At 74.9% G+C, this 20,919-nt stretch carries 18 protein-coding genes; 6 read left to right on the top strand and 12 right to left on the bottom strand.

Going from position 1 to position 20,919, the window contains the following annotated elements; translation table 11 throughout:
• Positions 1-36: 36 nt before the first annotated feature.
• From GA0070612_RS20660 to GA0070612_RS20635, 6 genes are all read left to right on the top strand, one after another.
• On the top strand, positions 37-225 hold the full coding sequence (locus GA0070612_RS20660; protein WP_231924274.1) for a hypothetical protein: 189 nt from the start codon (positions 37-39) through the stop codon (positions 223-225).
• 76 nt (positions 226-301) lie between these two features.
• Positions 302-778 (top strand): fluoride efflux transporter FluC, encoded by a 477-nt coding sequence (locus GA0070612_RS20655; protein ID WP_088989409.1) that lies wholly within the window; start codon positions 302-304, stop codon positions 776-778.
• Positions 775-1,137, top strand: a complete 363-nt coding sequence (gene crcB, locus GA0070612_RS20650) for a fluoride efflux transporter CrcB (RefSeq protein ID WP_088989408.1) — start codon at positions 775-777, stop codon at positions 1,135-1,137. Before GA0070612_RS20655 ends, crcB begins: the two co-directional genes overlap by 4 nt.
• 86 nt (positions 1,138-1,223) lie before the next feature.
• A complete protein-coding gene (locus tag GA0070612_RS20645) occupies positions 1,224-1,748 on the top strand; it encodes a PadR family transcriptional regulator (protein WP_088989407.1) in 525 nt (174 codons plus the stop codon).
• Entirely contained in the window at positions 1,745-2,425 is a 681-nt protein-coding gene (locus GA0070612_RS20640; protein ID WP_088989406.1) for an ABC transporter ATP-binding protein, read from the top strand. Before GA0070612_RS20645 ends, GA0070612_RS20640 begins: the two co-directional genes overlap by 4 nt.
• Positions 2,422-4,575, top strand: a complete 2,154-nt coding sequence (locus tag GA0070612_RS20635; protein WP_088989405.1) for an ABC transporter permease — start codon at positions 2,422-2,424, stop codon at positions 4,573-4,575. The genes GA0070612_RS20640 and GA0070612_RS20635 overlap by 4 nt, the downstream gene beginning before the upstream one ends.
• 3 nt (positions 4,576-4,578) lie before the next feature.
• Here the strand turns inward: GA0070612_RS20635 and cobA are convergent, their stop codons facing one another.
• From cobA to cobN, 12 genes are all read right to left on the bottom strand, one after another.
• Positions 4,579-6,249, bottom strand: a complete 1,671-nt coding sequence (cobA, locus tag GA0070612_RS20630; RefSeq protein WP_088989404.1) for a uroporphyrinogen-III C-methyltransferase — start codon at positions 6,247-6,249, stop codon at positions 4,579-4,581.
• Positions 6,246-6,842 (bottom strand): precorrin-8X methylmutase, encoded by a 597-nt coding sequence (locus GA0070612_RS20625; protein WP_088989403.1) that lies wholly within the window; start codon positions 6,840-6,842, stop codon positions 6,246-6,248. The genes cobA and GA0070612_RS20625 overlap by 4 nt, the downstream gene beginning before the upstream one ends.
• Complete coding sequence (locus GA0070612_RS20620; RefSeq protein ID WP_088989402.1) at positions 6,839-7,033, bottom strand: DUF362 domain-containing protein; 195 nt, start codon at positions 7,031-7,033, stop codon at positions 6,839-6,841. Before GA0070612_RS20620 ends, GA0070612_RS20625 begins: the two co-directional genes overlap by 4 nt.
• On the bottom strand, positions 7,021-8,763 hold the full coding sequence (gene cobJ / locus GA0070612_RS20615) for a precorrin-3B C(17)-methyltransferase (RefSeq protein WP_088989401.1): 1,743 nt from the start codon (positions 8,761-8,763) through the stop codon (positions 7,021-7,023). The genes GA0070612_RS20620 and cobJ overlap by 13 nt, the downstream gene beginning before the upstream one ends.
• Entirely contained in the window at positions 8,751-10,034 is a 1,284-nt protein-coding gene (gene cbiE, locus GA0070612_RS20610) for a precorrin-6y C5,15-methyltransferase (decarboxylating) subunit CbiE (protein ID WP_088991646.1), read from the bottom strand. Before cbiE ends, cobJ begins: the two co-directional genes overlap by 13 nt.
• Complete coding sequence (locus tag GA0070612_RS20605; RefSeq protein ID WP_088989400.1) at positions 10,031-11,182, bottom strand: cobalt-precorrin-5B (C(1))-methyltransferase; 1,152 nt, start codon at positions 11,180-11,182, stop codon at positions 10,031-10,033. The genes cbiE and GA0070612_RS20605 overlap by 4 nt, the downstream gene beginning before the upstream one ends.
• Positions 11,179-12,012 (bottom strand): precorrin-4 C(11)-methyltransferase, encoded by an 834-nt coding sequence (gene cobM, locus GA0070612_RS20600; RefSeq protein WP_197699203.1) that lies wholly within the window; start codon positions 12,010-12,012, stop codon positions 11,179-11,181. The genes GA0070612_RS20605 and cobM overlap by 4 nt, the downstream gene beginning before the upstream one ends.
• Complete coding sequence (gene cobI, locus GA0070612_RS20595) at positions 12,009-12,749, bottom strand: precorrin-2 C(20)-methyltransferase (RefSeq protein WP_088989399.1); 741 nt, start codon at positions 12,747-12,749, stop codon at positions 12,009-12,011. Before cobI ends, cobM begins: the two co-directional genes overlap by 4 nt.
• Complete coding sequence (locus GA0070612_RS20590; protein ID WP_408630507.1) at positions 12,746-14,107, bottom strand: cobyrinate a,c-diamide synthase; 1,362 nt, start codon at positions 14,105-14,107, stop codon at positions 12,746-12,748. Before GA0070612_RS20590 ends, cobI begins: the two co-directional genes overlap by 4 nt.
• Positions 14,104-14,715 (bottom strand): cob(I)yrinic acid a,c-diamide adenosyltransferase, encoded by a 612-nt coding sequence (cobO, locus tag GA0070612_RS20585; protein WP_088989397.1) that lies wholly within the window; start codon positions 14,713-14,715, stop codon positions 14,104-14,106. The genes GA0070612_RS20590 and cobO overlap by 4 nt, the downstream gene beginning before the upstream one ends.
• Positions 14,716-14,767: 52 nt before the next feature.
• Positions 14,768-17,023 (bottom strand): VWA domain-containing protein, encoded by a 2,256-nt coding sequence (locus GA0070612_RS20580; RefSeq protein ID WP_088989396.1) that lies wholly within the window; start codon positions 17,021-17,023, stop codon positions 14,768-14,770.
• A gap of 115 nt (positions 17,024-17,138) precedes the next feature.
• On the bottom strand, positions 17,139-20,807 hold the full coding sequence (gene cobN, locus GA0070612_RS20575; RefSeq protein ID WP_088989395.1) for a cobaltochelatase subunit CobN: 3,669 nt from the start codon (positions 20,805-20,807) through the stop codon (positions 17,139-17,141).
• Between the last annotated feature and the right edge of the window lie 112 nt (positions 20,808-20,919).

The raw sequence follows: 20,919 nt of genomic DNA, 5'->3' as shown, positions 1-20,919 counted from the left end.
GACCAACGCCGACGTGCCGCAACTAGCCCTCCCTTCATGAGTCCTTACATCGCGGATCCGTGGGCGTGGCAGGAGAGCTGGGACCGCCAGCAGGAGGCGTTCATGCCGGACCGGGAACACCGGTTCACCGCCACGCTCGACACCGTCGAGGCGATCCTCGACGGTCGGCCACCACGCGTGCTCGACCCGGCGGGCCCGAACGCCGCCGTCGCGGCGGTGCGCTGACCCGGCAGCGCACCCGGGCCGACAGTGGGCGGCAGCACACCCGGGCCCCCAGTGGGCGGCAGTACGCTGACAACCCGTGGCAGAGCCGCTGGACCCGCGTACCGACCCCGACGTCGACCTCCGGGTCTCCGCCGACCGGGGCGAGCTGACCGCGCACCCCGCGACGGTCCTGGCCGCCATCGCGGTCGGCGGGGTGCTCGGCGCGCTGGCCCGGGCCGGCCTGCAGCACGCCGCACCGCACCCGCCCACGGGGTTTCCGTGGGCGACCTTCGGCATCAACACGTCGGGCTGCCTCCTGATCGGCGCCCTGATGGCGGTGCTCGGGCACCTCGACGGCGGACATCCCCTGGCGCGCCCGTTCCTCGGGGTCGGGGTGCTCGGCGGGTTCACCACGTTCTCGACGTACACGGTCGACATCCAGCAGGCGCTGGTCACGGGCGCTCCGGGCACCGCGCTGGCATACCTGGCCGCGACGCTGCTCGGGGCGCTCGCCGCGGTGGGTCTGGGCGACGCCGTGGCCACCGGGGCGCTGCGACGGAGGACGGCCCGGTGACCGTCCTGCTCATCGCCCTGGGCGCGGCCGTCGGCGCCCCGTTGCGCTACCTCACCGACCGGGCCGTGCAGTCCCGGCACGACTCGGCGTTCCCCTGGGGCACGCTGACCGTGAACGTGATCGGGTCGCTGCTGCTCGGCGCGCTCGTCGGACGGCCGGTCGGCCCGGCGGTCACCGCGGCGCTCGGCACCGGGTTCTGCGGCGCGCTGACCACCTACTCCACCTTCAGCTACGAGACGCTGCGACTCGTCCGGGGCGGCAACCGACTCCTCGCGATCGCCTATGCGCTGGGCAGCGTCGCCGCCGGGCTCGTCGCGGCCACCGTCGGTTACGCCGTGGCCCGTGCTCTGTCGACCTGACCTGACCATCGCCCCCCGACCAGGAGCCGAGCACGAACACGCGGACCGTATATACGCGAGGTATACCCTCGGTGTAGTCTCCTGGCATGAGCGTGCCACTGACCCTCCTCGGCCTCCTCGAACGAGAGCCCAGCCACGGGTACGACCTGAAACGCGACTACGACGCCTTCTTCGGCCGCGGCAAGCCGCTGCCGTTCGGCCAGGTCTACTCCACCCTCAGCCGCCTGGCCCGGGACGGCAAGGTGGTGATCAGCGACGTCGCCCCCGGCGCCGGCCCGGACCGCAAGCGGTACATCATCACCGACCTGGGCGCGACCGAGGTCGAGCAGTGGCTGACCCAGCCGGTCGCGCCGGAGCCGCACCTGCAGACGGTGCTCTTCGCCAAGGTCGTGCTCGCGCTGATGCTCGACCGGCCCGCCGACGACTACCTCGACACCCAGCGCAGCGCGCACCTGCACCGCATGCGGGAGCTGACCGAGATCAAGCGCGCCGGCAGCCTGGTCGACGCGCTGCTCGCCGACCACGGCCTCTACCACCTGGAGGCGGACCTGCGGTGGATCGAGATGACCAGCGCCCGACTGGACGTTCTGCGGAAAGAGGTACGGCCGTGAGTGTCGTGATCGAAGCGCGCGACGTCGAGTTCTCCTTCGACCAGACCCCCGCCCTGCGCGGTGCCAGCGTCGCCGTCGAGGCGGGCGAGGTCCTCGCCGTCATGGGCCCCAGCGGCTCGGGCAAGTCCACCCTGTTGCACTGCCTGGCCGGCATCCTGGTGCCCGACTCCGGCGAGATCCTCTTCGACGGGGCCCGGGTGCACGCCATGACCGAGGCCGAGCGCAGCAGCCTGCGCCGGGACCGGTTCGGTTTCGTGTTCCAGTTCGGTCAACTCGTCCCCGAGCTGACCGCTGTGGAGAACGTCGCGCTGCCGCTGCTGCTCAGCGGCGTACACCGCAAGCAGGCGTTGCCCAGGGCGCACGACTGGTTCGCGCGGCTCGGCCTGGACGGCCTGCAGCAGCGGCGTTCGGGGGAGCTCTCCGGCGGGCAGGCGCAACGCGTCGCCCTGGCCCGGGGCCTGGTCGCCGAGCCGCAGGTGCTCTTCGCCGACGAGCCGACCGGCGCGCTCGACTCGCTCACCGGCGAGCAGGTGATGGACCTGCTCGTCGGCGCCGCCCGGGAGCAGGGCACCACTGTCATCCTGGTCACCCACGAGCCGAGGATCGCCGCGTACGCCGACCGCGAGGTCATGGTCCGCGACGGGCGGGTCAACGCGCCGGACCGGGTCGCCTCATGATCCGCTTCGGGCTCCGTCTCGCCGTGGCCGGCGGCCGGGAGGCGCTCACCCGCCTGCTCGTCATCGCCGCCGCCGTCGCGGTCGGCAGCGGGCTGCTGCTGACCACCCTGGCCGGGGTCAACGCCACGAACGCGCAACTCACCCGGTACGCGTCGATGTATCCCAACGCCTCGACCGGCGACGCCGACAAGCTGTGGTGGTCGACCCGGCAGGATTACTTCCAGGGCAGGCAGATCATCCGGATCGACGTCGCCGCGACCGGTCCGAGCGCGCCCACCCCGGTCGGTGTCCCGGCCGTTCCGGGGCCGGGTGAGTACTACGCCTCGCCCGCGTTGCGGGACCTGCTGGCCGACCACCCGGCCGACCAACTGGGTGAGCGCTACCCGGGGCGTGACCTCGGTGCCGTCGGCCCGGCGGGGCTGACCTCACCGGACACCCTGCTCGTCATCGCGGGCGGCACCCCCGACCAGGTCGCCAAGCTACCCGCCGCGAAGCAGGTCACCAGCGTCGGCGACACCCCCGCCCTCCCCGAGACCACGGTGAATCTCATCCTGGGCGTGGTCGCCGGTGGGCTGTTGTTCCCGGTGCTGATCTTCATCGGCACCGCCACCCGGCTCAGCGCCGCCCGCCGGGAGCAGCGTTTCGCCGCGATGCGCCTGGTCGGCGCGACACCTCGGCAGATCTCGACGGTCGCCGCCGTGGAGGCCGCCGCCGCAGCCGTCGCCGGCACCGCCGTCGGCTTCGGCCTGTTCTACGCCTTGCGCGACCCGCTCGCGGGCATCCCGTTCACCGGCATGCCGTTCTTCCCCGACGACATGTCCCTGGGCGTGCTGGACGCCCTGCTGGTGGCGCTCGGCGTCCCGGCCGGCGCTGCGGTGGCGGCCCAGGTCTCGCTGCGCCGGGTACGGATCTCGCCGCTCGGCGTCACCCGGCGGGTCACCCCCCGGACCCCGCGCGCGTACCGGTTGATCCCGGCCCTGCTCGGTGTCGCCGTGCTGTTCTTCGCCATCGGCTTCAAACCGGAAACGTCCGACGGCCAGGCGGCGGTGTTCCTGCCCGGGCTGCTGCTCATCATGGCCGGCCTGGTCTTCGCCGGCCCCTGGTTGACGATGGTCGGCGCCCGGGTGATGGCCCGCTACGCCAACCGCCCGGCCACGCTCATCGCCGCGCGGCGCCTCGCCGACAACCCGAAGGCCGGCTTCCGGGCGATCAGCGGCATCATGCTGGCGCTCTTCGTGACGAGCGTGGCCGTCGGTGTGATCACCACGATCGTCGCCAACCGCGGCCCGGCGCCCACCGGCTCGACCGACGCGAGCACGGTGACCACCGTCTTCGACGAGAAGGTGCCGACGGTGCCCGACGCGCTCGTCTCCGACCTGCGCGCGATTTCCGGCGTACGGTCCGCGACCGCCATCCGCGAGAACCCGACCATGACGGACGGCGGCGAGGTCGGGGTGATCGCGTGCACCGACCTGCCCAGCACGTACGGCCGGTGCGCCGACGGCGCGAGCGTCATCAAGGTGCCGTTGGGCCTCAGCCGCTCACGGGAGTCGGCGTCGTCCGCGACGGTCTGGCCCGCCGCGTCGCTCACCGTCGACGACCTGCAGCGGCTGCCGGTGGTGTCGATGGTCGTCGGCACCGACGGCTCCGCCGCCGCGATCGAGCGCACCCGCACCCTGCTGGAGATCGCCTTTCCGACCTTCTGGGTCGGGCCGAACGTGCCCGGTGACTTCGAGTCGGACTTCGCCGACACGCTGCGCGGCTGGGAGCAACTGGCCAACGTCGTCATCATCGCCAGCCTCGCGCTCGGTGGGTGCAGCCTCGCGGTCAGTGTGATCGGCGGTCTCACCGAACGCCGACGCCCGTTCAGCCTGCTGCGTCTCAGCGGCGCGCCGGTGCGGGTCCTGCGTCGGGTGGTGGCGGTGGAGAGCGTCGTACCGATGCTCGCCGTCGCCGCCGTCGCCGTCGGGATGGGTCTGCTCGCCGCCCACCTGTTCCTTCGGGCGCAGATGGACTACACCCTCGTCGCGCCGCAGCCGGGCTTCTACCTGATCGTCGTCGTCGGGTTGGCCGCCTGCCTCGGTGTCATCGCCTCCACACTGCCGCTGCTGGAGCGCATCACCGGCCCGGAGACCGCCCGCAGCGAGTAGTCGTCACCCCGTCGGCCCGGTGGCGCTGAGCGCGACCACCGGGCCGAGGACGAAGACGGCGGGCGGGCCGACGCCCTCCCGGGCTGCCACGGCACCGATCTCGTCCAGCCGGGCGGACACCGACCGCTGGTCGGGCAGCCCGGCGTCCTGGACGGCGAGCACCGGGGTCTCCGGGGCGCGGCCGTGTTCGATCAGCACAGCCGCGATCTTGGCGATGGTGTCGACGGCCATCAGCAGGACGACGGTGCCCCGGGCGCGGGCCAGCGCCGCCCAGTCCACGAGCGAGTCGGGGTGCCCTGGCGGCAGGTGCCCGGACACGACGGTGAGGTCGTGCGCCACCCCCCGGTGCGTGACCGGCACTCCGGCGAGGGCCGGTGCGGCGAGCGCGCTGCTCACCCCCGGCACGACCGTCACCGGCACCCCGGCCGCCGCACAGGCCTGCACCTCCTCGTGACCGCGCCCGAAGACGTACGGGTCGCCGCCCTTGAGGCGGACCACCCGACGGCCGGCCTTGGCGTGCGACACCAGCGCCGCGTTGATCGCCTGCTGCGCCATCGACGGACCACGGGGGACCTTGGCAGCGTCGACCACCAGCACGTCGGGGCGCAGCCCGGCGAGCAGTCCCTGCGGGGCCAACCGGTCGACCACCACGACGTCCGCCGCGTCGAGCAGCGCCTTCCCGCGTACCGTGATCAGGTCGTCGGGGCCCGGCCCGCCGCCGACCACCGCGACCGACCCGTGCTCGTGCGCGTGGTGGTCATGGTGGTGGTCGTGCCCGTGGTGATGGTGGTGGCCGACCGGGTCGTCGGGGTGGTCGTGCGGGCGTTGCGGGCGACCGACCTTGTCGGCGAAGCCGGGCATCACCACCCGGTACGCGCAGGTGTCGCAGTTCATCCGGATGTCGCCGCCCAGCGCCTCGGCGTAGCGCTCCCGGACCAGGTCGGCCAGGGCGTCGCAGTCGCCGATCACCTCGGCCACCCGCACGTCGAGGTCGGGGTGGGCGGCGGCGAACTCGGCCGACTGGGCGACGATGCGGTCCGGCAGCACCCCGGCGAACAGGAAGTAGGGGGCGACGACGATGCGCCGCGCGCCGAGGCGGCGCAGCCGTTCCAGCACCGCCGGGACCGACGGCTGGGCGAGGGAGATGAACCCCGGCTCGACGCCGGCGTAGCCACGCCCCTCCCAGAGCAGACGGGCGACCTTGGCGACCTCGGCGTTGGCGTCCGGGTCGGTGGACCCCCGCCCGATCAACGCGACCCACGTGCCGGCCCGGTCGGCACCCGCCGGCCCAGTGCCGGCCCGGTCGGCACCCGCCAGCGCGGCGTCGATGCGTTCTTCGAGGGCGGTGTGCAGCAGCGGGTGCGGGCCGAGCGGGCGGCCGTAGCGGTAGGTCAGCCCGGGGTGGCGTTCCTGCTCCCGGGCCATCGCGGCGGGGATGTCGCCCTTGCCGTGTCCGGCGCCGGTGAGCACCAGCGGCAGCGCCACCAGCGCGCGGTGCCCGCGCGCGACGAGCGCGCCGACGGCGTCGGTCAGCGGCGGGCGGGACAGCTCGATGAAGCCGCCCTCGACGTCCCCGATGTCGCCGCGGCGGCGGACCCGTTCGACGAGCGCGGCGAACTGGTCGACCCCGGCCGTGCTGCGGGTACCGTGCCCGACGACGACCAATCCGGTCATGACTTCTCCTCGACGTAGAGCAGGGCGTTGAGGGCGGCGGCGGCGACCGCCGAACCACCCTTCTCGCCCACGTTGGACACCCCGGGCAGGCCACTGGCCCGCAGCGCCGCCTTCGACTCGGCGGCCCCCACGAAACCGACCGGCAGGCCGACGACCAGCGCCGGGGCGGCGTCCAGGGTGAGCAGTTCGACGAGTGCCGTCGGCGCGCAGCCGACCACCCAGACCGCGCCGGGGCCGACCCGGTCGAGGGCGATCCGTACGGCCGCCGCCGAGCGGGTGATCCCGGCCGAGCGGCCCAGCTCGGCGGCGGCCGGCTCGGCGACCGGGCAGACCAGGTCCAGGCCGGCTCGGGTGATGCCGGCGGCGACCATCGCCACGTCGGTGACCACCGGCGCTCCGGCGCGCAGCGCGGCCAGGCCGGATTCGAGGGCGGCCTCGTCGCAGACGAGCTCGTCGACGTACGCGAGGTCGGCGCTGGCGTGCACCACCCGTTCGGTCACCGCCCGGGTCAGCGGAGGCAGGTGCGACAGGTCGACGCGCTCGCGCAGGATGCGGTACGACTCGACCTCGATCGGGTGCACGACCCGGCTCATCGGGCTCCTTCGGAAGGGTCGGACGCGACGCTGATCGCGTCGACGGGGCAGATCTCCAGGCATTCCAGGCAGCCGGTGCACGCCTCGGCGTGGACCGTCAGGCCGCCGGGGACGGGCCGGATGGCGTGGGTGGGGCAGGTGAGCAGGCACGCGCCGCAGCCCTGGCACGCGTCGATCGTCACGACCGCCACCGGTACCCCCGGGGGGTGACCATCCGCCCGGCGACCAGCCTGGTGTCGCTGTTGCCGACCACGACGACGCTGTACATGTCGACCACCGCCGGGGCGAGGGTGGCCACCGTCGCCAGGTGCACCCGTTCGCCGGGGCGGCTGGCGTTGCGCACCACACCGACCGGGGTGTCCGGTGGCCGGTGCGCGGCGAGGATGCCGAGCGCCTTGCCGAGCTGCCAGTCCCGGGCCCGGCTGCGCGGGTTGTAGAACACCGTCACGAAGTCACCCTCGGCGGCGGCGGTCACCCGACGCTCGATGACCTCCCACGGGGTGTGCAGGTCGGACAGGCTCACGTAGGCGTGGTCGTGGCCGAGCGGCGCGCCGAGCAACGCGCCGGCGGCGAGGGCGGCGGTCACCCCGGGCACGCCCACCACGTCGATCCGTTCGTCGGCGTACTCCAGGGCGGGGCTGGCCATCGCGTACACCCCGGCGTCGCCGGACCCGACCAGCGCGACCGCCCGTCCGGCGGCGGCCTCGGCGACGGCGGCGCGGGCCCGCGCCTCCTCCGCGCCCAGCCCGCTGGACAGGACCCGGGTGCCCGGGCGGAACACGTCGCGGACCTGGTCGAGGTACTGGTCCAGGCCGACCACCACGGCGGCGCGGCGCAGCTCGGCCACCGCGCGGGGGGTGCGCAGGTCGGGCGCGCCCGGCCCGAGGCCGACGACGGCCAGCCGGCCGCGCGGCGCGTGCCGGGCCACCGCCACGGTGGCCATCGCCGTCGCGGTCTTGCCGACCAGCAGCGTGGCGTCGTCGGCCCGGCCGTCCGCGCCGAGCAGGGCCGCGGCCTCCGCGACGCTCGGTGTGCCGACGGCGGCGCGGACCACCTCGCTGGGGTGCGGCACGTCGATCGCCGCCAGGCGCGTCGCCGGCCAGGTCACCAGGGGTACGCCGAGCGCGTCGGCGGTGCTGCGGATGCCTGCCTCGTCGGCCTTGACGTCGGCGCTGGCCAGGCACCGTAGGCTCGCCGGGTGCAGTCCGGCCTCGGCCAGCACCCGGTGCAGCAGCTCGGCCACCTCCTCGGCGGGTACGCCCCGACTCGCGCCCACCCCGGCGACCAGCGACGGTGGCCGCAGGACGGCGGTCCGTTCGTCGAGGGGCACCACCCGGTCGGTGACCAGCAGCCGGTACCCGCCGCCGGCGACCCCGTCGGGGTCGGTGCCGACCGTTCGGGGTTGGACGTTCGGTGGGAGGGCGGGCAGCGGCCAGTCGGCGTCGGCGATCAGCTGGACGGGCGCACCGTCCAGGATGGCCCGGGACACTGTGGCGACCGCGCCCTGCACCGGCCAGCCGAGGGTGTCCAGCCCGGGCAGACCGACGGCGTCGGTGGCGGTGGTGATCACCGGTCGGGCGTCCAGCAGTGCGCCCACCCGCTCGGCGAGGTCGTTGCCGCCGCCGGCGTGCCCGCCGAGCAGCGCCACGGCGTGTCGGGCCGCCTCGTCAACGACCACCACGGCGGGGTCGCTGTCCTTGTCGCCGAGCAGCGGCGCGAGGATCCGTACCACCGCTCCGGTGGCCAGGAACGCGACCACCGCGTCACAGCCGGCCCAGGCCGACCGCAGCGCGTCGGCCACGGTGTCCCCCTCGACCAGCCGGGCGTGCGGCCATGCGGCGGCCACGGTGTCGGCGTGCCGGCGGCCGGCGGCGGTGGCGGCCACCAGTCCGATGCTGGTGGTCACTGTCAGGTCGGGCACTGGCGCTCCCCGGTGAGGACGACCACCGGGTTGGTGGCCGCGAGGCGGATCGACCCGCCGGGCAGGTCGGCGAGGCGGGCGGCGGAGAGTTGACTGCCCTCGACCGTGTAGCCGGCGGCGCGCAGCAGACCCACCGCCGGCGCGACCCGGTCCAGCGCGGCCAGGGTCAGCACCACCCGTTCGGGCCGGCGGGCCACCACGGCGGCGAGGACGTCCGCGCCGCCACCGCCGACGAAGACGGCGTCCGGCTCGGGTAACCCGGCCAGCGCCTCCGGGGCCCGCCCGGTGACGAGCCGGACGGTGACCGCGTGCGCGGCGGCGTTGGCCCGGACTGTCGCGGCGGCACCGGGGTCCTGTTCGACGGCGAGCACGGCCGCGCCGAGCAGCGCGCACTCGATGCCGACCGAGCCGCTGCCCGCGCCGACGTCCCACACCAGCCGGCCCAGCCGGGGGCGCAGCCGGGCGACGACGAGGGCCCGTACCTCCGACTTGGTGATCATGGAGTCGCGGTGGGCGTACCGGATCTCCGGCAGCGCCCACCCACCGGCCGGCGCGGCGGCCGGCTGGTTGTCGACGCGCATCCCGTCGGCGGTGACCGGGTCCGGTGCGGCGTCGGCGGACGCCTGAGGTGACGCACCGTCGGTGCGGCTGAGCACCACGTGCGGGTCGGCCCAGGTCATGGTGGCGGCCCGCTCCGGGGTCACCTCGCGGATCCGTTCGGCGTCGGTGCCCAGGTGCTCGGCGACCAGCAGGCGGCGGGGCCAGCCGACCAGACCCGCGCCCAGCTCGGCCGCGCCGGCGCCGGGCGCGGTGAGCACCGCGACCAGTGGCAGCGCCCGGCAGGCGTTCAGCGCCGGTCGGAGGTCACGGCCGTGCGCGGTGACCACGGCGGCGCCGTCCCAGGGCAGGCCGGCGCGGGCGAACGCGGCGGCCACACTGGACACCGCCGGCACCACGCGCAGCGGCAGCCCCGCCGCGCGCAGCCGCCGCACGATGCCGAACAGGCCCGGGTCACCGCTGGCCAACACGACGGCCGGCACCCCGGCGGCGACAGCCTCGGCGAGCCGGTGCAGGGCCGGGGCGAGCGGCCCGAGGGTGACGGTGTCCGCGCCGGCCGGTACGGGCACCGCTGCCAGGTGCCGCGCGGCCCCGACGACCAGCCCGGCGGTGGCCAGCACCGGCGCGAGCGCGGGGTGCGGCGGAGCTCCCGCCGCGTCGAGGCCGACGACTGTCACGCCGACCACCGGATCCACCGGCACCGGCCGGGTCATCGGGGCCACCGCCCGGACGAGGCGACGACGTGCGCCCCCGCGAAGTCGACCATCGCCACGTCGACGGTGACCGTCGGTCCGGCGAAGCGGCGCAGCACCTGACGGACCCGCCGGCAGAGCGCGTCGCCGGCAGGTTCGAGCAGCCCGGCGGCCTCCCACAGCTCGTACGCGTGCCGCCCGGTGTTGGCCTCGGTCACGGCGGCGACGAGGGCCTCGTCACCACCGGCCTCGGCGGTGACCGCGCCGAGCAGCGAGAGGTCCACCGTGGAGCGGGTGTAGTGGGTCATCAGCACACCGGCGGCGAGTTTGGCCAGTTTGCCGGCCATGCCGACGAAGACCACACCGGTCATCTCGTCGCCCACGGCGGCGGTCACCGCGGCACCGGTGAAGTCGCCGACCTCGACGAAGCAGACCTCGGGCAGGTCGGGCAGGAGCGCGCGGGCGGCCCGCTCGGTACGCCCACCGGTGCAGAGCACCACTGTCCGCTCCCCCTGGGCGGCCATCACGTGCACTGCCTGCACGACGCTGGCCCGCCAGGACGCGGTGGAGAAGGGGCGGACGATCCCGGTGGTGCCGAGGATCGAGATGCCGCCGAGGATGCCGAGCCGCCGGTTGGTGGTCTTGCGGGCCATGATCTCGCCCCGGGGCACGCTGATCACCACCCGGACGCCGACCTCGGCGAGGTCGACCACCTCGGCCACCGCCTCGCCGATCATGCGGCGGGGGGTGTCGTTGATCGCCGGGCCGCCGACCGCGAGGCCGAGGCCGGGCTTGGTGACAGTGCCGACGCCGTCGCCGCCCGCGAGCCGCAGACCGGGCACGTCGGTCCAGCCCACGGTGGCGGTCAGCTCCGCGCCGTGGGTGACGTCCGGGTCGTCCCCGGCGTCCTTGACCACGACCGCCTCGGCGCGCACCGGTGGGCTGCCGGTCACCTCGCAACGTTCGACCGGGAAGCGCACCCGTTGTCCGGCGGGCAGCCCGATCTCCACGTCCGGCTGGATCTCCCCGGTGACCAGCGCGGTGACCGCTGCCTTGGCCGCCGCCGTCGCGCACGCGCCGGTGGTCCAGCCGGTCCGCAGCGCGGTGGGCCGGACCTTCGCGGTACGCGGCAGGTCCGGCTCGCGCAGCGGCGGCTCGGGGTAGGTCATGGTGTGCCGGTTCCCCCGGCCCGGGTGCCGCTCTGGCGGCGCAGCTCGGCGCGGGCGGCGGGCTCCGCCCGGCGGAAGGTGTGGAAGTGCCCGGGGTGGTACAGGTGCGAGCGGGTGCCCTCGGCGGCGAGGGCCGGGCCGACCAGGAACAGGGTGTGCTTCCACAGCCTGTGCTGCTTGACGGTGGCCTCCAGGGTGCCGACCGTGCAGCGCACCACCAGCTCGTCGGGCCAGGTCGCCTGGTACGCCACCACGGCCGGGGTGTCCTCCGGGTAGCCGCCGGCCAGCAGCTCGGCCTGCACCTGCCCGGAGCGGGCGGCGGAGAGGAACAGCGCCATGGTGGTGCCGTGCCGGGCGAAGTCGCGGACCCGCTCGCCGGGCGGCATCGGGGTCTTGCCGCCTTCGAGGCGGGTGAGGATCACCGACTGGGCCACCTCGGGCACTGTCAGCTCCCGCCCGACGATCGCCGCGACAGCGGTGAACGACGACACCCCGGGCACGATCTCGACAGTCAGGCCGAGCCCTCGGCACAGGTCCAGTTGCTCCTGCACCGCGCCCCACAGTGCCGGGTCGCCGGAGTGGATCCGGGCCACTGTCAGCCCCTGCTCGGCGGCCCGCTGGTAGAGCGGGAGCACGCCCTCGATGGGCAGCTGCGACGAGTCGACGATCTGCGCGTCGGGGCGGGCGTGGCCGAGCACGTCGGCGTGCACCAGGCTGGCCGCCCAGATCACGATGTCCGCCTCGGCGATCACCCGGGCGGCCCGCAGGGTCAGCAGGTCGGCGGCCCCGGGGCCGGCGCCGACGAACCACACTTTGCCGTCGCTGGTCACAGTTTTCCTCCTCGGTGGTCGCGGCGGGCCGGGACCAGCAGCGTCGACAGGTACGGCAGGTCGTGCCCGGTGGCGTCGACCGGGCCGACGCGTTCGCCGGGCAGCCCGAGGCTGCGTCCGAGGACCGCGTCGGCGAGGCGGCCCTGTCGGCGCAGTTCGGCGAGCAGCTCCGGGTGCCGCCGCCAGCCCTTGTAGACGACGACGGTGCCCGGCCCGGCGAGGGCGTCGGCGAACAGCGCCGACCCGGCGGTGGCCGGGAGCAGGGTCAGCGGTTCGCGTCCCGCACAGAGCGGGATGCCGCTGCGGGAGGCCAGTTCCTGCATCGCGGTGACGCCCGGAACGGTCGCCACCCGCACGTCCGGGCGCACGGCCCGCACGCTCTGGGCCAGGTAGCCGAAGGTGGAGTAGACGTTGGGATCACCGATGGTGGCGAAGGCCACCGACAGCGCGCCGGCGTCGACCGCCGCGACGACGGCGCGGGCCGCGTCGTCCCAGGCCGCCTCCCGGCGGGCGGTCACCCCACCCCGGTCGTCCAAGGCGAACGGCAGCCGCCGCAGCCGGTCCGCCGGGACGTGGTCCCGCACTGTCGTCTCGGCCCGCCCGGCGTCCGGTTCGGGTCGGTCCGCCATCACGGGTACGAAGACCACGTCGGCCTCGCGCAGCACCCGCACCGCCTTGACGGTGAGCAGTTCCGGGTCGCCGGGGCCGACGCCCACCCCGGTCAGCGTGGCGGTCATCGGCAGGCCTCGACCAGCCGACGGGCCGTCTCCGGGTGACCGGCCCAGTGGGTGTGCAGGTAGGAGGCGTGCACCCGACCGGCGACGAAGCCCTGCGCGGTGCCGTCCCACCGCCACGCCGGCCGGTCGCCGTGCCCCGGGTCGGTGGTGGTCCGGTGGAACTCGTGTCCGCGTACGGGCTCGCCGGCGCGGGCCACCGGGGAGTCGGTGACGGCCACCGCCTCGCGGTAGCCCAGGGTGAGGCGGCCGGTCATCCGGGCGGTCAGGTCCAGCCGGCCGCACATAGGTACGCCGTCCAGGGACCGCCCGAGGTAGAGCAGGCCTGCGCACTCGGCCACGATCGGCCCGTCGAAGTCGGCCAGCTCGGCGCGCAGCGCGGTGTTCCCGGCCAGCGCCTCCGCGTACGCCTCGGGGAAGCCGCCCCCGATCACCACCGCGCGGGTGCCGGTGGGCAGCGCCGGGTCACGGAGCGGGTCGACGGTGACCACGTCCGCGCCGGCGGCGGTGAGCAGTTCGGTGCTCTCCGCGTACGAGAAGGTGAAGGCCGGACCCCCGGCGAGCGCGACCCGTGGCCGCCCCGCGTCGGCCGGCCCACCGACGGCCGCGACCGGATCCCACGCCAGGGCGGTCAGCGGTCCGGCGCTGCGGGCCAGGGCGAGCACGGCGTCCAGGTCGACGGTGGCCTCGACCAGCTCGGCGAGCGCGGTGACGATGGCGACGGACTCGGGCGCCCGCTCGGCGACGGGGACCAACCCGAGGTGTCGGGCCGGCGCGGTCACCTCGGCGGCCCGGGTGACAGCCCCGAGCACCGGTACGCCCACCTCGGCGAGGGCGTCGCGCAGCAGCGTCTCGTGCCGGGACGAGCCGACCCGGTTGAGGATCACCCCGCCGATCCGTACGGCCGGATCGAAGGCGGCCATGCCCAGCGTCAGCGCGGCGGCGGAACGGCCCTGCGCGGTGGTGTCCAGCACCAGCAGCACTGGCGCGTCGATCAGCCGGGCGACGTGGGCGGTGGAGGCGAAGTCGCGGCGGCCGACAGCGCCGTCGTGCAGACCCATGACGCCCTCCACCACTGCGACGTCGGCGGGCGTGGGGACGCTCGCGCCGTGGCGCAGCAGACCGGCGATCCGGTCGGCGCCGACCAGGAACGGGTCCAGGTTGCGACCGGCCCGGCCGGCGGCGAGGGCGTGGTAGCCGGGGTCGATGTAGTCCGGGCCGACCTTGTGCGGGCTGACCGTCAGGCCGCGTCGGCGCAGCGCGGCGAGCATCCCGGTGGCGATGGTCGTCTTGCCGTGGCCGCTGGCCGGCGCGGCGACGACCACCCGGGGCAGCGACCACGGTTCGGTGCTGGCACTCACCACTCGATGCCCTTCTGGCCCTTCTGGCCGGCGTCCATCGGGTGCTTGACCTTGGTCAGCTCGGCCACCAGGTCGGCGGCGGCGACCAGGCGCGGGTCGGCGTCGCGGCCGGTGATGACGACGTGTTGGAAGCCGGGCCGGTCGGCCAGCGTGGCGACCACCTCGTCCACGTCCACCCAGCCCCACGTCATCGGGTAGGTGAACTCGTCCAGCACGTACAACCCGTAGCGTTCGGCGGCCAGGTCACGCTGGATCTGCCGCCACCCCTCCAGGGCGTCGGCGGCGTGGTCGGCGTCGCCGCCGCGCTGGATCCAGGACCAGCCCTCACCCATCTTGTGCCAGGCCACCGGTGCGCCCTGGCCGGTACGCTCGTGCACCTCGCCGAGGGCCCGGAAGGCGTTCTCCTCCCCCACCCGCCACTTGGCGCTCTTGACGAACTGGAACACGCCGACCGGCAGGCCAGCGGTCCAGGCCCGCAGCGCCAACCCGAACGCGGCTGTCGACTTCCCCTTCATCTGTCCGGTGTGGACCATGAGCAGTGGCCGGTGCCGCCGCTGCCGGGTCGTCAACCCGTCGGCGGGCACCACACTCGGCTGTCCCTGCGGCATCAGCGATCTCCCCTTCGGGCGGTCCTGCGGTGGGTCATCGGGGGCCTCGTCGTCACGCGGCGACGGGCGACGCGGTGTGGCGGGCGTCGGGGTGGGTGAGGGCGGCCAGCGGACGGTGCGGGGCACCCAACTGGGTGGCCAGCCGACGCGCCAGGTTCAGCCGTACCGGGCCGGTCTCGCAGTCCACCACCACACACGGCGCGCCGGTCGCCGCCAGGACCGCCGCCGCTCCCGCCGCCCGGTCCAGCGGGCGGGCGCCGGCGGTGGCCCGGCCGTCGGTGACGACGAGGACGAGGGGACGCCGCTTCGGGTCGCGCAGGCGCTCCACCCGCAGCAGGTCTGCCGCCGCGAACAGGCCCTCGGCCAGCGGCGTACGCCCACCGGTGGGCAGCTCGGTCAGCCGGGTCGAGGCGGCCAGCACCGACGAGGTGGCCGGCAGCACCGTCCGCGCGTCGGCGCCCCGGAAGGCGATCACCGCGACCTTGTCCCGCCGCTGGTACGCGTCGGTGAGCAGCGCGAGTACCGCGTCCTTCACCGCGGTCATCCGCTGCCGGGCACCCATCGAGCCGCTGGCGTCCACCACGAACAGCACCAGGTTGCCCTCGCGCCCCTCCCGGACCGCCTCACGCACGTCGTCCGGACGCAACCGCAGGGGGCCGGACAGCCGCCCCCGTGACGCCTGGTGCGGCGCGGCGGCGCGAACCGTCGCCGGCAGGTGCAGCGCACCCACCCGACCGTTCGGCACCCGGGCCCCGGTGGTGCGCCCCCGCCCGGTACGGGCCCGCGAACGCCGCCCGGGCACCCCGTCACCCACGCCGGGCGCGGTGAGCAGCCGCGCGGTCAACCCACCCCGGGGTACGGCCACCGGCTGGGTTCGCCCGCCGCCGCTCGTCGGGTCGTCACCGGTCGGTCGGCCGGGGTCGCCCGCGCCTTCCCTGCCGGTGCCTTCCCTGCCGGTGCCTTCCCTGCCGTCCGCTGAGTGCGGCGGCCGACCGTCGTCGCCGTGGTCGCCGGGCCGGCGCTGCGGCCAGCCGTCGCCGTCCCCGCGCCCGTCCGGGCCGGTGTCGTCGCGCCCCGCCGAGCGCCCGGTTTCACCTGGGTCCACGCCGCCGCCGCCACCGCTGTCGTCGCTGCCCGGCGGGTTGCCGCCGTTCGGACCACCCGGACCGGCCGGGCCGCCGCCGTTCGGGCCGCCGCCCTGTGGGCCGCTGTCGTCCGGACCGTCGTCGTCGGGGTGGGCGTCCTGGGCGCGCTGCAACGCCTCGTCCAGGCGCTTCTCGTCCAGCCCGGGAGTGTCGAACGGGTCGCGGCGACGGCGGTGCGGCAGGGCCAGCCGAGCCGCCACCCGGACGTCGTCGATGGTGACCCGGTCCCGGCCGTGCCAGGCGGCGTGGGCGAGGGCGGTGCGGGCGGTGACGATGTCGGCGCGCATCCCGTCCACGTCGAACGCGGCACACACCTCGGCGATCTGCCGCAACGCGGCGTCGGGAAGTCGTACCCCGGAAAGGCGGCGGCGGGCGGCGGCCACCTGGCCGGCGATCTCCGCGTCGGCGTCGGCCCAGCGGGCGGCGAACCCGGCCGGGTCGGCGTCGGCGGCGAGCCGACGGCGGACCACCTCCACCCGGACCTGCGGATCCCGGCTGGCACCCACCTCCACGGTCAGCCCGAACCGGTCGAGAAGCTGGGGACGCAACTCCCCCTCCTCCGGGTTCATCGTGCCGACCAGCAGGAACCGGGCGGCGTGGCTGACCGAGACGCCCTCCCGCTCGACGTGGCTGCGACCCATCGCCGCCGCGTCCAGCAGCAGATCCACGAGGTGGTCGTGCAGCAGGTTCACCTCGTCGACGTAGAGCACCCCCCGGTGCGCGGCGGCGAGCAGACCCGGCTCGAACGCGCGGACCCCCTCGCCGAGGGCCTTCTCCAGGTCCAGTGAGCCGACCACCCGGTCCTCGGCGGCCCCCACCGGCAGCTCGACCAGGCGGGCGGGACGGGTCTCCGCCGCCGCGTCGGCCGGGTGCGGTCCGTCCGGGCAGGACGGGTCCGGCTCGGCCGGGTCACAGCCGAAACGGCACCCGGCGACCCGGCGCACCGGGGGCAGCAGCGCGGCGAGCGCGCGTACGGCGGTGGACTTGGCGGTGCCCTTCTCGCCCCGCACGAGCACCCCGCCGATCGCCGGGGACACCGCGTTGAGCAGCAGCGCCAACCGCATGTCCTCCATGCCGAGCACCGCGCTGAACGGGTACGTCACTGCGCCTTCTTTCGTTCGCGACTGCGGGGCTCGCAAAACCGGCTCACTCCTCGCGCTCACAGCACTTCCCTCGTTCGCGACTGCGGGGCTCGCAGAACCGGCTCACTCCTCGCGCTCACAGCGCCTTCTTTCGTTCGCGACTGCGGGGCTCGCAGAACCGGCTCACTCCTCGCGCTCACAGCCGGTCCTCCAGATCGCCCTCGCTGGCCAGATACGTGTCGCGGAGCCGGTCCAGGGTGGCCGGTTCGGGTTCGGCCCACAGCCCCCGGTCGGCGGCCTCCAACAGCCGCTCGGTGATGCCGCGCAACGCCCACGGGTTGGACTGCTCCAGGAACTCCCGGGTGGTGTCGTCGAACAGGTACGCGGCGGCCAGGTGCTCGTACATCCAGTCGTCGACCACACCGGCCGTGGCGTCGTAGCCGAACAGGTAGTCCACTGTGGCGGCCAGCTCGAACGCGCCCTTGTAGCCGTGCCGGCGCATCGCGGCGATCCACTTCGGGTTGACCACCCGGGCCCGGAACACCCGCCGGGTCTCCTCGCCCAGGGTGCGGGTCCGCACGTCGTGCGGCATCGCCGAGTCACCCACGTACGCCTGCGGGGACGTGCCGGTCAGGTGACGGACCATCGCCACCATCCCGCCGTGGTACTGGAAGTAGTCGTCGGAGTCGACGATGTCGTGCTCGCGGGTGTCCTGGTTCTTCACCGCCACCGAGATCCGGGCGAAGGAGCGTTCCATGTCGGCCCGCGCCTCCCGCCCGTCCAGGCCCCGGCCGTAGGCGTAGCCGCCCCACACCGCGTACACCTCGGCGAGGTCGGCGTCGCTGCGCCACGTCCGGGCGTCGATCAGCGGCAGCAGCCCGGCGCCGTACGCCCCGGGCTTCGACCCGAAGATCCGCGCGGTGGCCCGCCGCTCGTCTCCGTGCTCGGCGAGGTCGGCGTCGACGTGTGCCCGCAGGTAGTTCTCCTCGGCCGGCTCGTCCAGGGCGGCGACCCGCCGGACCGCGTCGTCGAGCAGCGCCACCACGTGCGGGAACGCGTCGCGGAAGAAGCCGGAGATGCGCACCGTGACGTCGACGCGGGGTCGGCCCAACTCGGCCGTGGGCACCACCTCGACGCCGGTGACCCGCCGCGACCTGTCGTCCCAGACCGGCCGGCAGCCCAGCAGCGCGAGCACCTCGGCGATGTCGTCGCCCTGGGTCCGCATGGCGCTGGTGCCCCACACGGTCAAACCCACCGATCGGGGGTACGCGCCGGTGTCGGCGAGGTGCCGGGCCAGCAGCGAGTCGGCGAGGGCCACCCCGACGTCCCAGGCGTTACGGCTGGGAATGGCCTTCGGGTCGACGGAGTAGAAGTTACGGCCGGTGGGCAGCACGTTGACCAGGCCCCGGGTGGGTGAACCGGACGGGCCGGGCGGCACGAACCGGCCGTCGAGCGCGCCGAGGGTGTGGGTCAGCTCGTCGGTGGTGCGGTCCAGCCGGGGCACCAGTTCGGTGGCGGCGAAGCGCAGCACCGCGGCGACGTCCGGGATCGGCTGCCCGGTCACCTCCGCGACCACCGCGTCGACGGTGTCCACGGTCCAGCCGAGCGTCTCCATGCCGACGACCAGCCGCCGGGCGAGGGCCTCGATCAGGTCGACCGCGTCGGCGGCGGTGCCGGCCGGACCGTCCACCACGTCGGTCAACGCGCTGGGTAGCGCCAGTCGTTGCCCCGGTGACGCGAGCAGCTCCTGTTCGTCGAGGCCGTACGCGACGGCGAGGGCCTGCCGCAGGCCGGGCAGGGCGTGTGCGCCACCCCAGATCTGCGGAGCGCGCAGCACGGCGAGGACCAGGTTGACCCGGGGCTCGCCGGTGGGCGCGTCGGCGAGGATGTGCAGGCCGTCGCGGATCTGCACGTCCTTGACCTCGCACAGGTACCCGTCGAGGTGCAGCACGAAGTCGTCGAAGTCGTCCGCGTCGGGCATCGCCTCGGCGTGCAGGTCGTGGTGCAGTTCGGCGGCGCGCACCAGGTCCCAGATCTGCGCCCGGACGGTGGGCACCTTGGCCGGGTCGAGGGCCTGCACGGTGGCGTACTCGTCGAGCAGTTGCTCCAGTTTGGCCAGGTCGCCGTAGGTCTCGGCGCGGGCCATCGGCGGCACCAGGTGGTCGATGACCACGGCGTGTGCCCGCCGCTTGGCCTGGGTGCCCTCGCCCGGGTCGTTGACGATGAACGGGTAGACCAGCGGCAGGTCACCGAGGACCGTGTCGGGCGCGCAGTCGGCGGCCAGGCCGAGACCCTTGCCGGGCAACCACTCCAGGGTGCCGTGCTTGCCCAGGTGCACCACGGCGTCCGCGTCGAAGCCGCCGTCGGAGGCGGGCGTGGCCAACCAGCGGTACGCGGCCAGGTAGTGATGGCTGGGCGGCAGGTCCGGGTCGTGGTAGATGGCGATCGGGTTCTCCCCGAAGCCGCGTGGCGGCTGGATCAGCAGCACCACGTTGCCGAAGCGCAGACCGGCGAGCACGATGTCCCCGCCGTCGGTGTACAGCTCGCCGGGCGGCTCACCCCAGTGCTCCCGCATCCGCTCACGCAGCTCGGCCGGGACCTGGTCGAACCACCGCCGGTACGTGTTCCCCGGTATCCGGGCCTCGGCCGCGGCCAACTGCTCCGGGGTGAGCCACTCCACGTCGTGCCCACCGGCGGCGATCAGCGCGTGGATCAACGCGTCCCCGTCGGCGGGAGGCGGCGCGTCGCCCAGGTCGTAGCCGTCCTCGGCCAGCGCGGCGAGCAACCGGACCGCCGAGACCGGAGTGTCCAGCCCGACGGCGTTGCCGACCCGGGAGTGCTTGGTGGGGTACGAGCTGAGCACCACGGCGACCCGCTTGTCCGGGTTGGGGAGGTACCGCAGCCGGGCGTGGCGCACCGCGATCCCGGCGACCCGGGCGGCCCGCTCGGGATCGGCGGCGTAGACCGAGAGCCCGTCGGAGTCGATCTGCTTGAACGAGAACGGCACGGTGATGATCCGGCCGTCGAACTCGGGGATGGCCACCTGCATCGCGGCGTCCAACGGGGACAGCCCGGCGTCGCTGTCGGCCCACTGCTTGCGGGTGCTGGTCAGGCAGAGCGCCTGGATGATCGGCACGTCCAGGGCGGCCAGGGCGCCGACGTCCCAGGCGTCCTCGTCGCCGCCCCCGGAGGCGTCCGCGGCGACCGCGCCGCCCGCCGCGAGGACGGTGACCAGCAGGGCGTCGCAGCGGGCGAAGAGCCCGAGCGGGCCGGATCCGGTGGTCAGCCCCCGCAACGAGCCGCAGAAGATCGGCAGCGGGTTGCCGCCGGCCGCGCGGACCGCGTCCGCGAGCACGTCGACGAAGCCGGTGTTACCGGCCAGGGCGTGCGCCCGGTAGAAGACGATCCCGACGGTGGGCTGCTCCGGATTCGTCGGGTACTCACGGTGCACGCCGTACGCCGGGGTGGGTGTGGGCGGATTGAACCCCTCACCGGTGAGCAGCACCGTGTCGGAGAGGAACCGGGCCAGCTGCCCCAGGTTGTCCGGCCCGCCCTCGACCAGGTAGGCGAGCGCCTGGGTGACGACCCCGGACGGCACCGTGGAGATGGCCATCAGCTCCGCGTCGGGCAGCGCCTCACCGCCGAGCACGACGGTCGGCACGCCGGTGGCGAGCACCGCCGCGAGGCCGTCCGGCCAGGCCTGTCGACCACCGAGCAGGCGTACGACGACGAGGTTCACCCCGTCGAGCAGGGCGGGCACCTCGTCGGCGGCGACCCGGGAGGGGTTGGCCAGCCGGTAGTCGGCGCCGCTGGCGCGGGCGGCCAGCAGGTCGGTGTCGGCGGTGGACAGCAGCAGGATGCGCACGGCGGGCTCCGGGGAGTGACGCCCCGGCCACCACGAGGGTGACCGCGACGATGCGGGTGGGTGCGGCGTCAGCCGGTACGACGGCGGGGCGGACGGCTCGCGGGCGCGAGCG

It is taken from the genome of Micromonospora chokoriensis (assembly GCF_900091505.1).
GTDB classification, from domain to species: domain Bacteria; phylum Actinomycetota; class Actinomycetes; order Mycobacteriales; family Micromonosporaceae; genus Micromonospora; species Micromonospora chokoriensis.
This window is presented reverse-complemented; position numbering and strand designations above follow the sequence as displayed.

Coding starts and splice junctions, on each gene's coding strand:
- cobA (WP_088989404.1), bottom strand. CDS start 6,249: ATGACCGGATTGGTCGTCGTCGGGCACGGTACCCGCAGCACGGCCGGG.
- cbiE (WP_088991646.1), bottom strand. CDS start 10,034: ATGACCCGGCCGGTGCCGGTGGATCCGGTGGTCGGCGTGACAGTCGTC.
- GA0070612_RS20635 (WP_088989405.1), top strand. CDS start 2,422: ATGATCCGCTTCGGGCTCCGTCTCGCCGTGGCCGGCGGCCGGGAGGCG.
- GA0070612_RS20625 (WP_088989403.1), bottom strand. CDS start 6,842: ATGAGCCGGGTCGTGCACCCGATCGAGGTCGAGTCGTACCGCATCCTG.
- cobI (WP_088989399.1), bottom strand. CDS start 12,749: ATGACCGCCACGCTGACCGGGGTGGGCGTCGGCCCCGGCGACCCGGAA.
- GA0070612_RS20605 (WP_088989400.1), bottom strand. CDS start 11,182: ATGACCTACCCCGAGCCGCCGCTGCGCGAGCCGGACCTGCCGCGTACC.
- GA0070612_RS20645 (WP_088989407.1), top strand. CDS start 1,224: ATGAGCGTGCCACTGACCCTCCTCGGCCTCCTCGAACGAGAGCCCAGC.
- cobO (WP_088989397.1), bottom strand. CDS start 14,715: ATGCCGCAGGGACAGCCGAGTGTGGTGCCCGCCGACGGGTTGACGACC.
- GA0070612_RS20660 (WP_231924274.1), top strand. CDS start 37: ATGAGTCCTTACATCGCGGATCCGTGGGCGTGGCAGGAGAGCTGGGAC.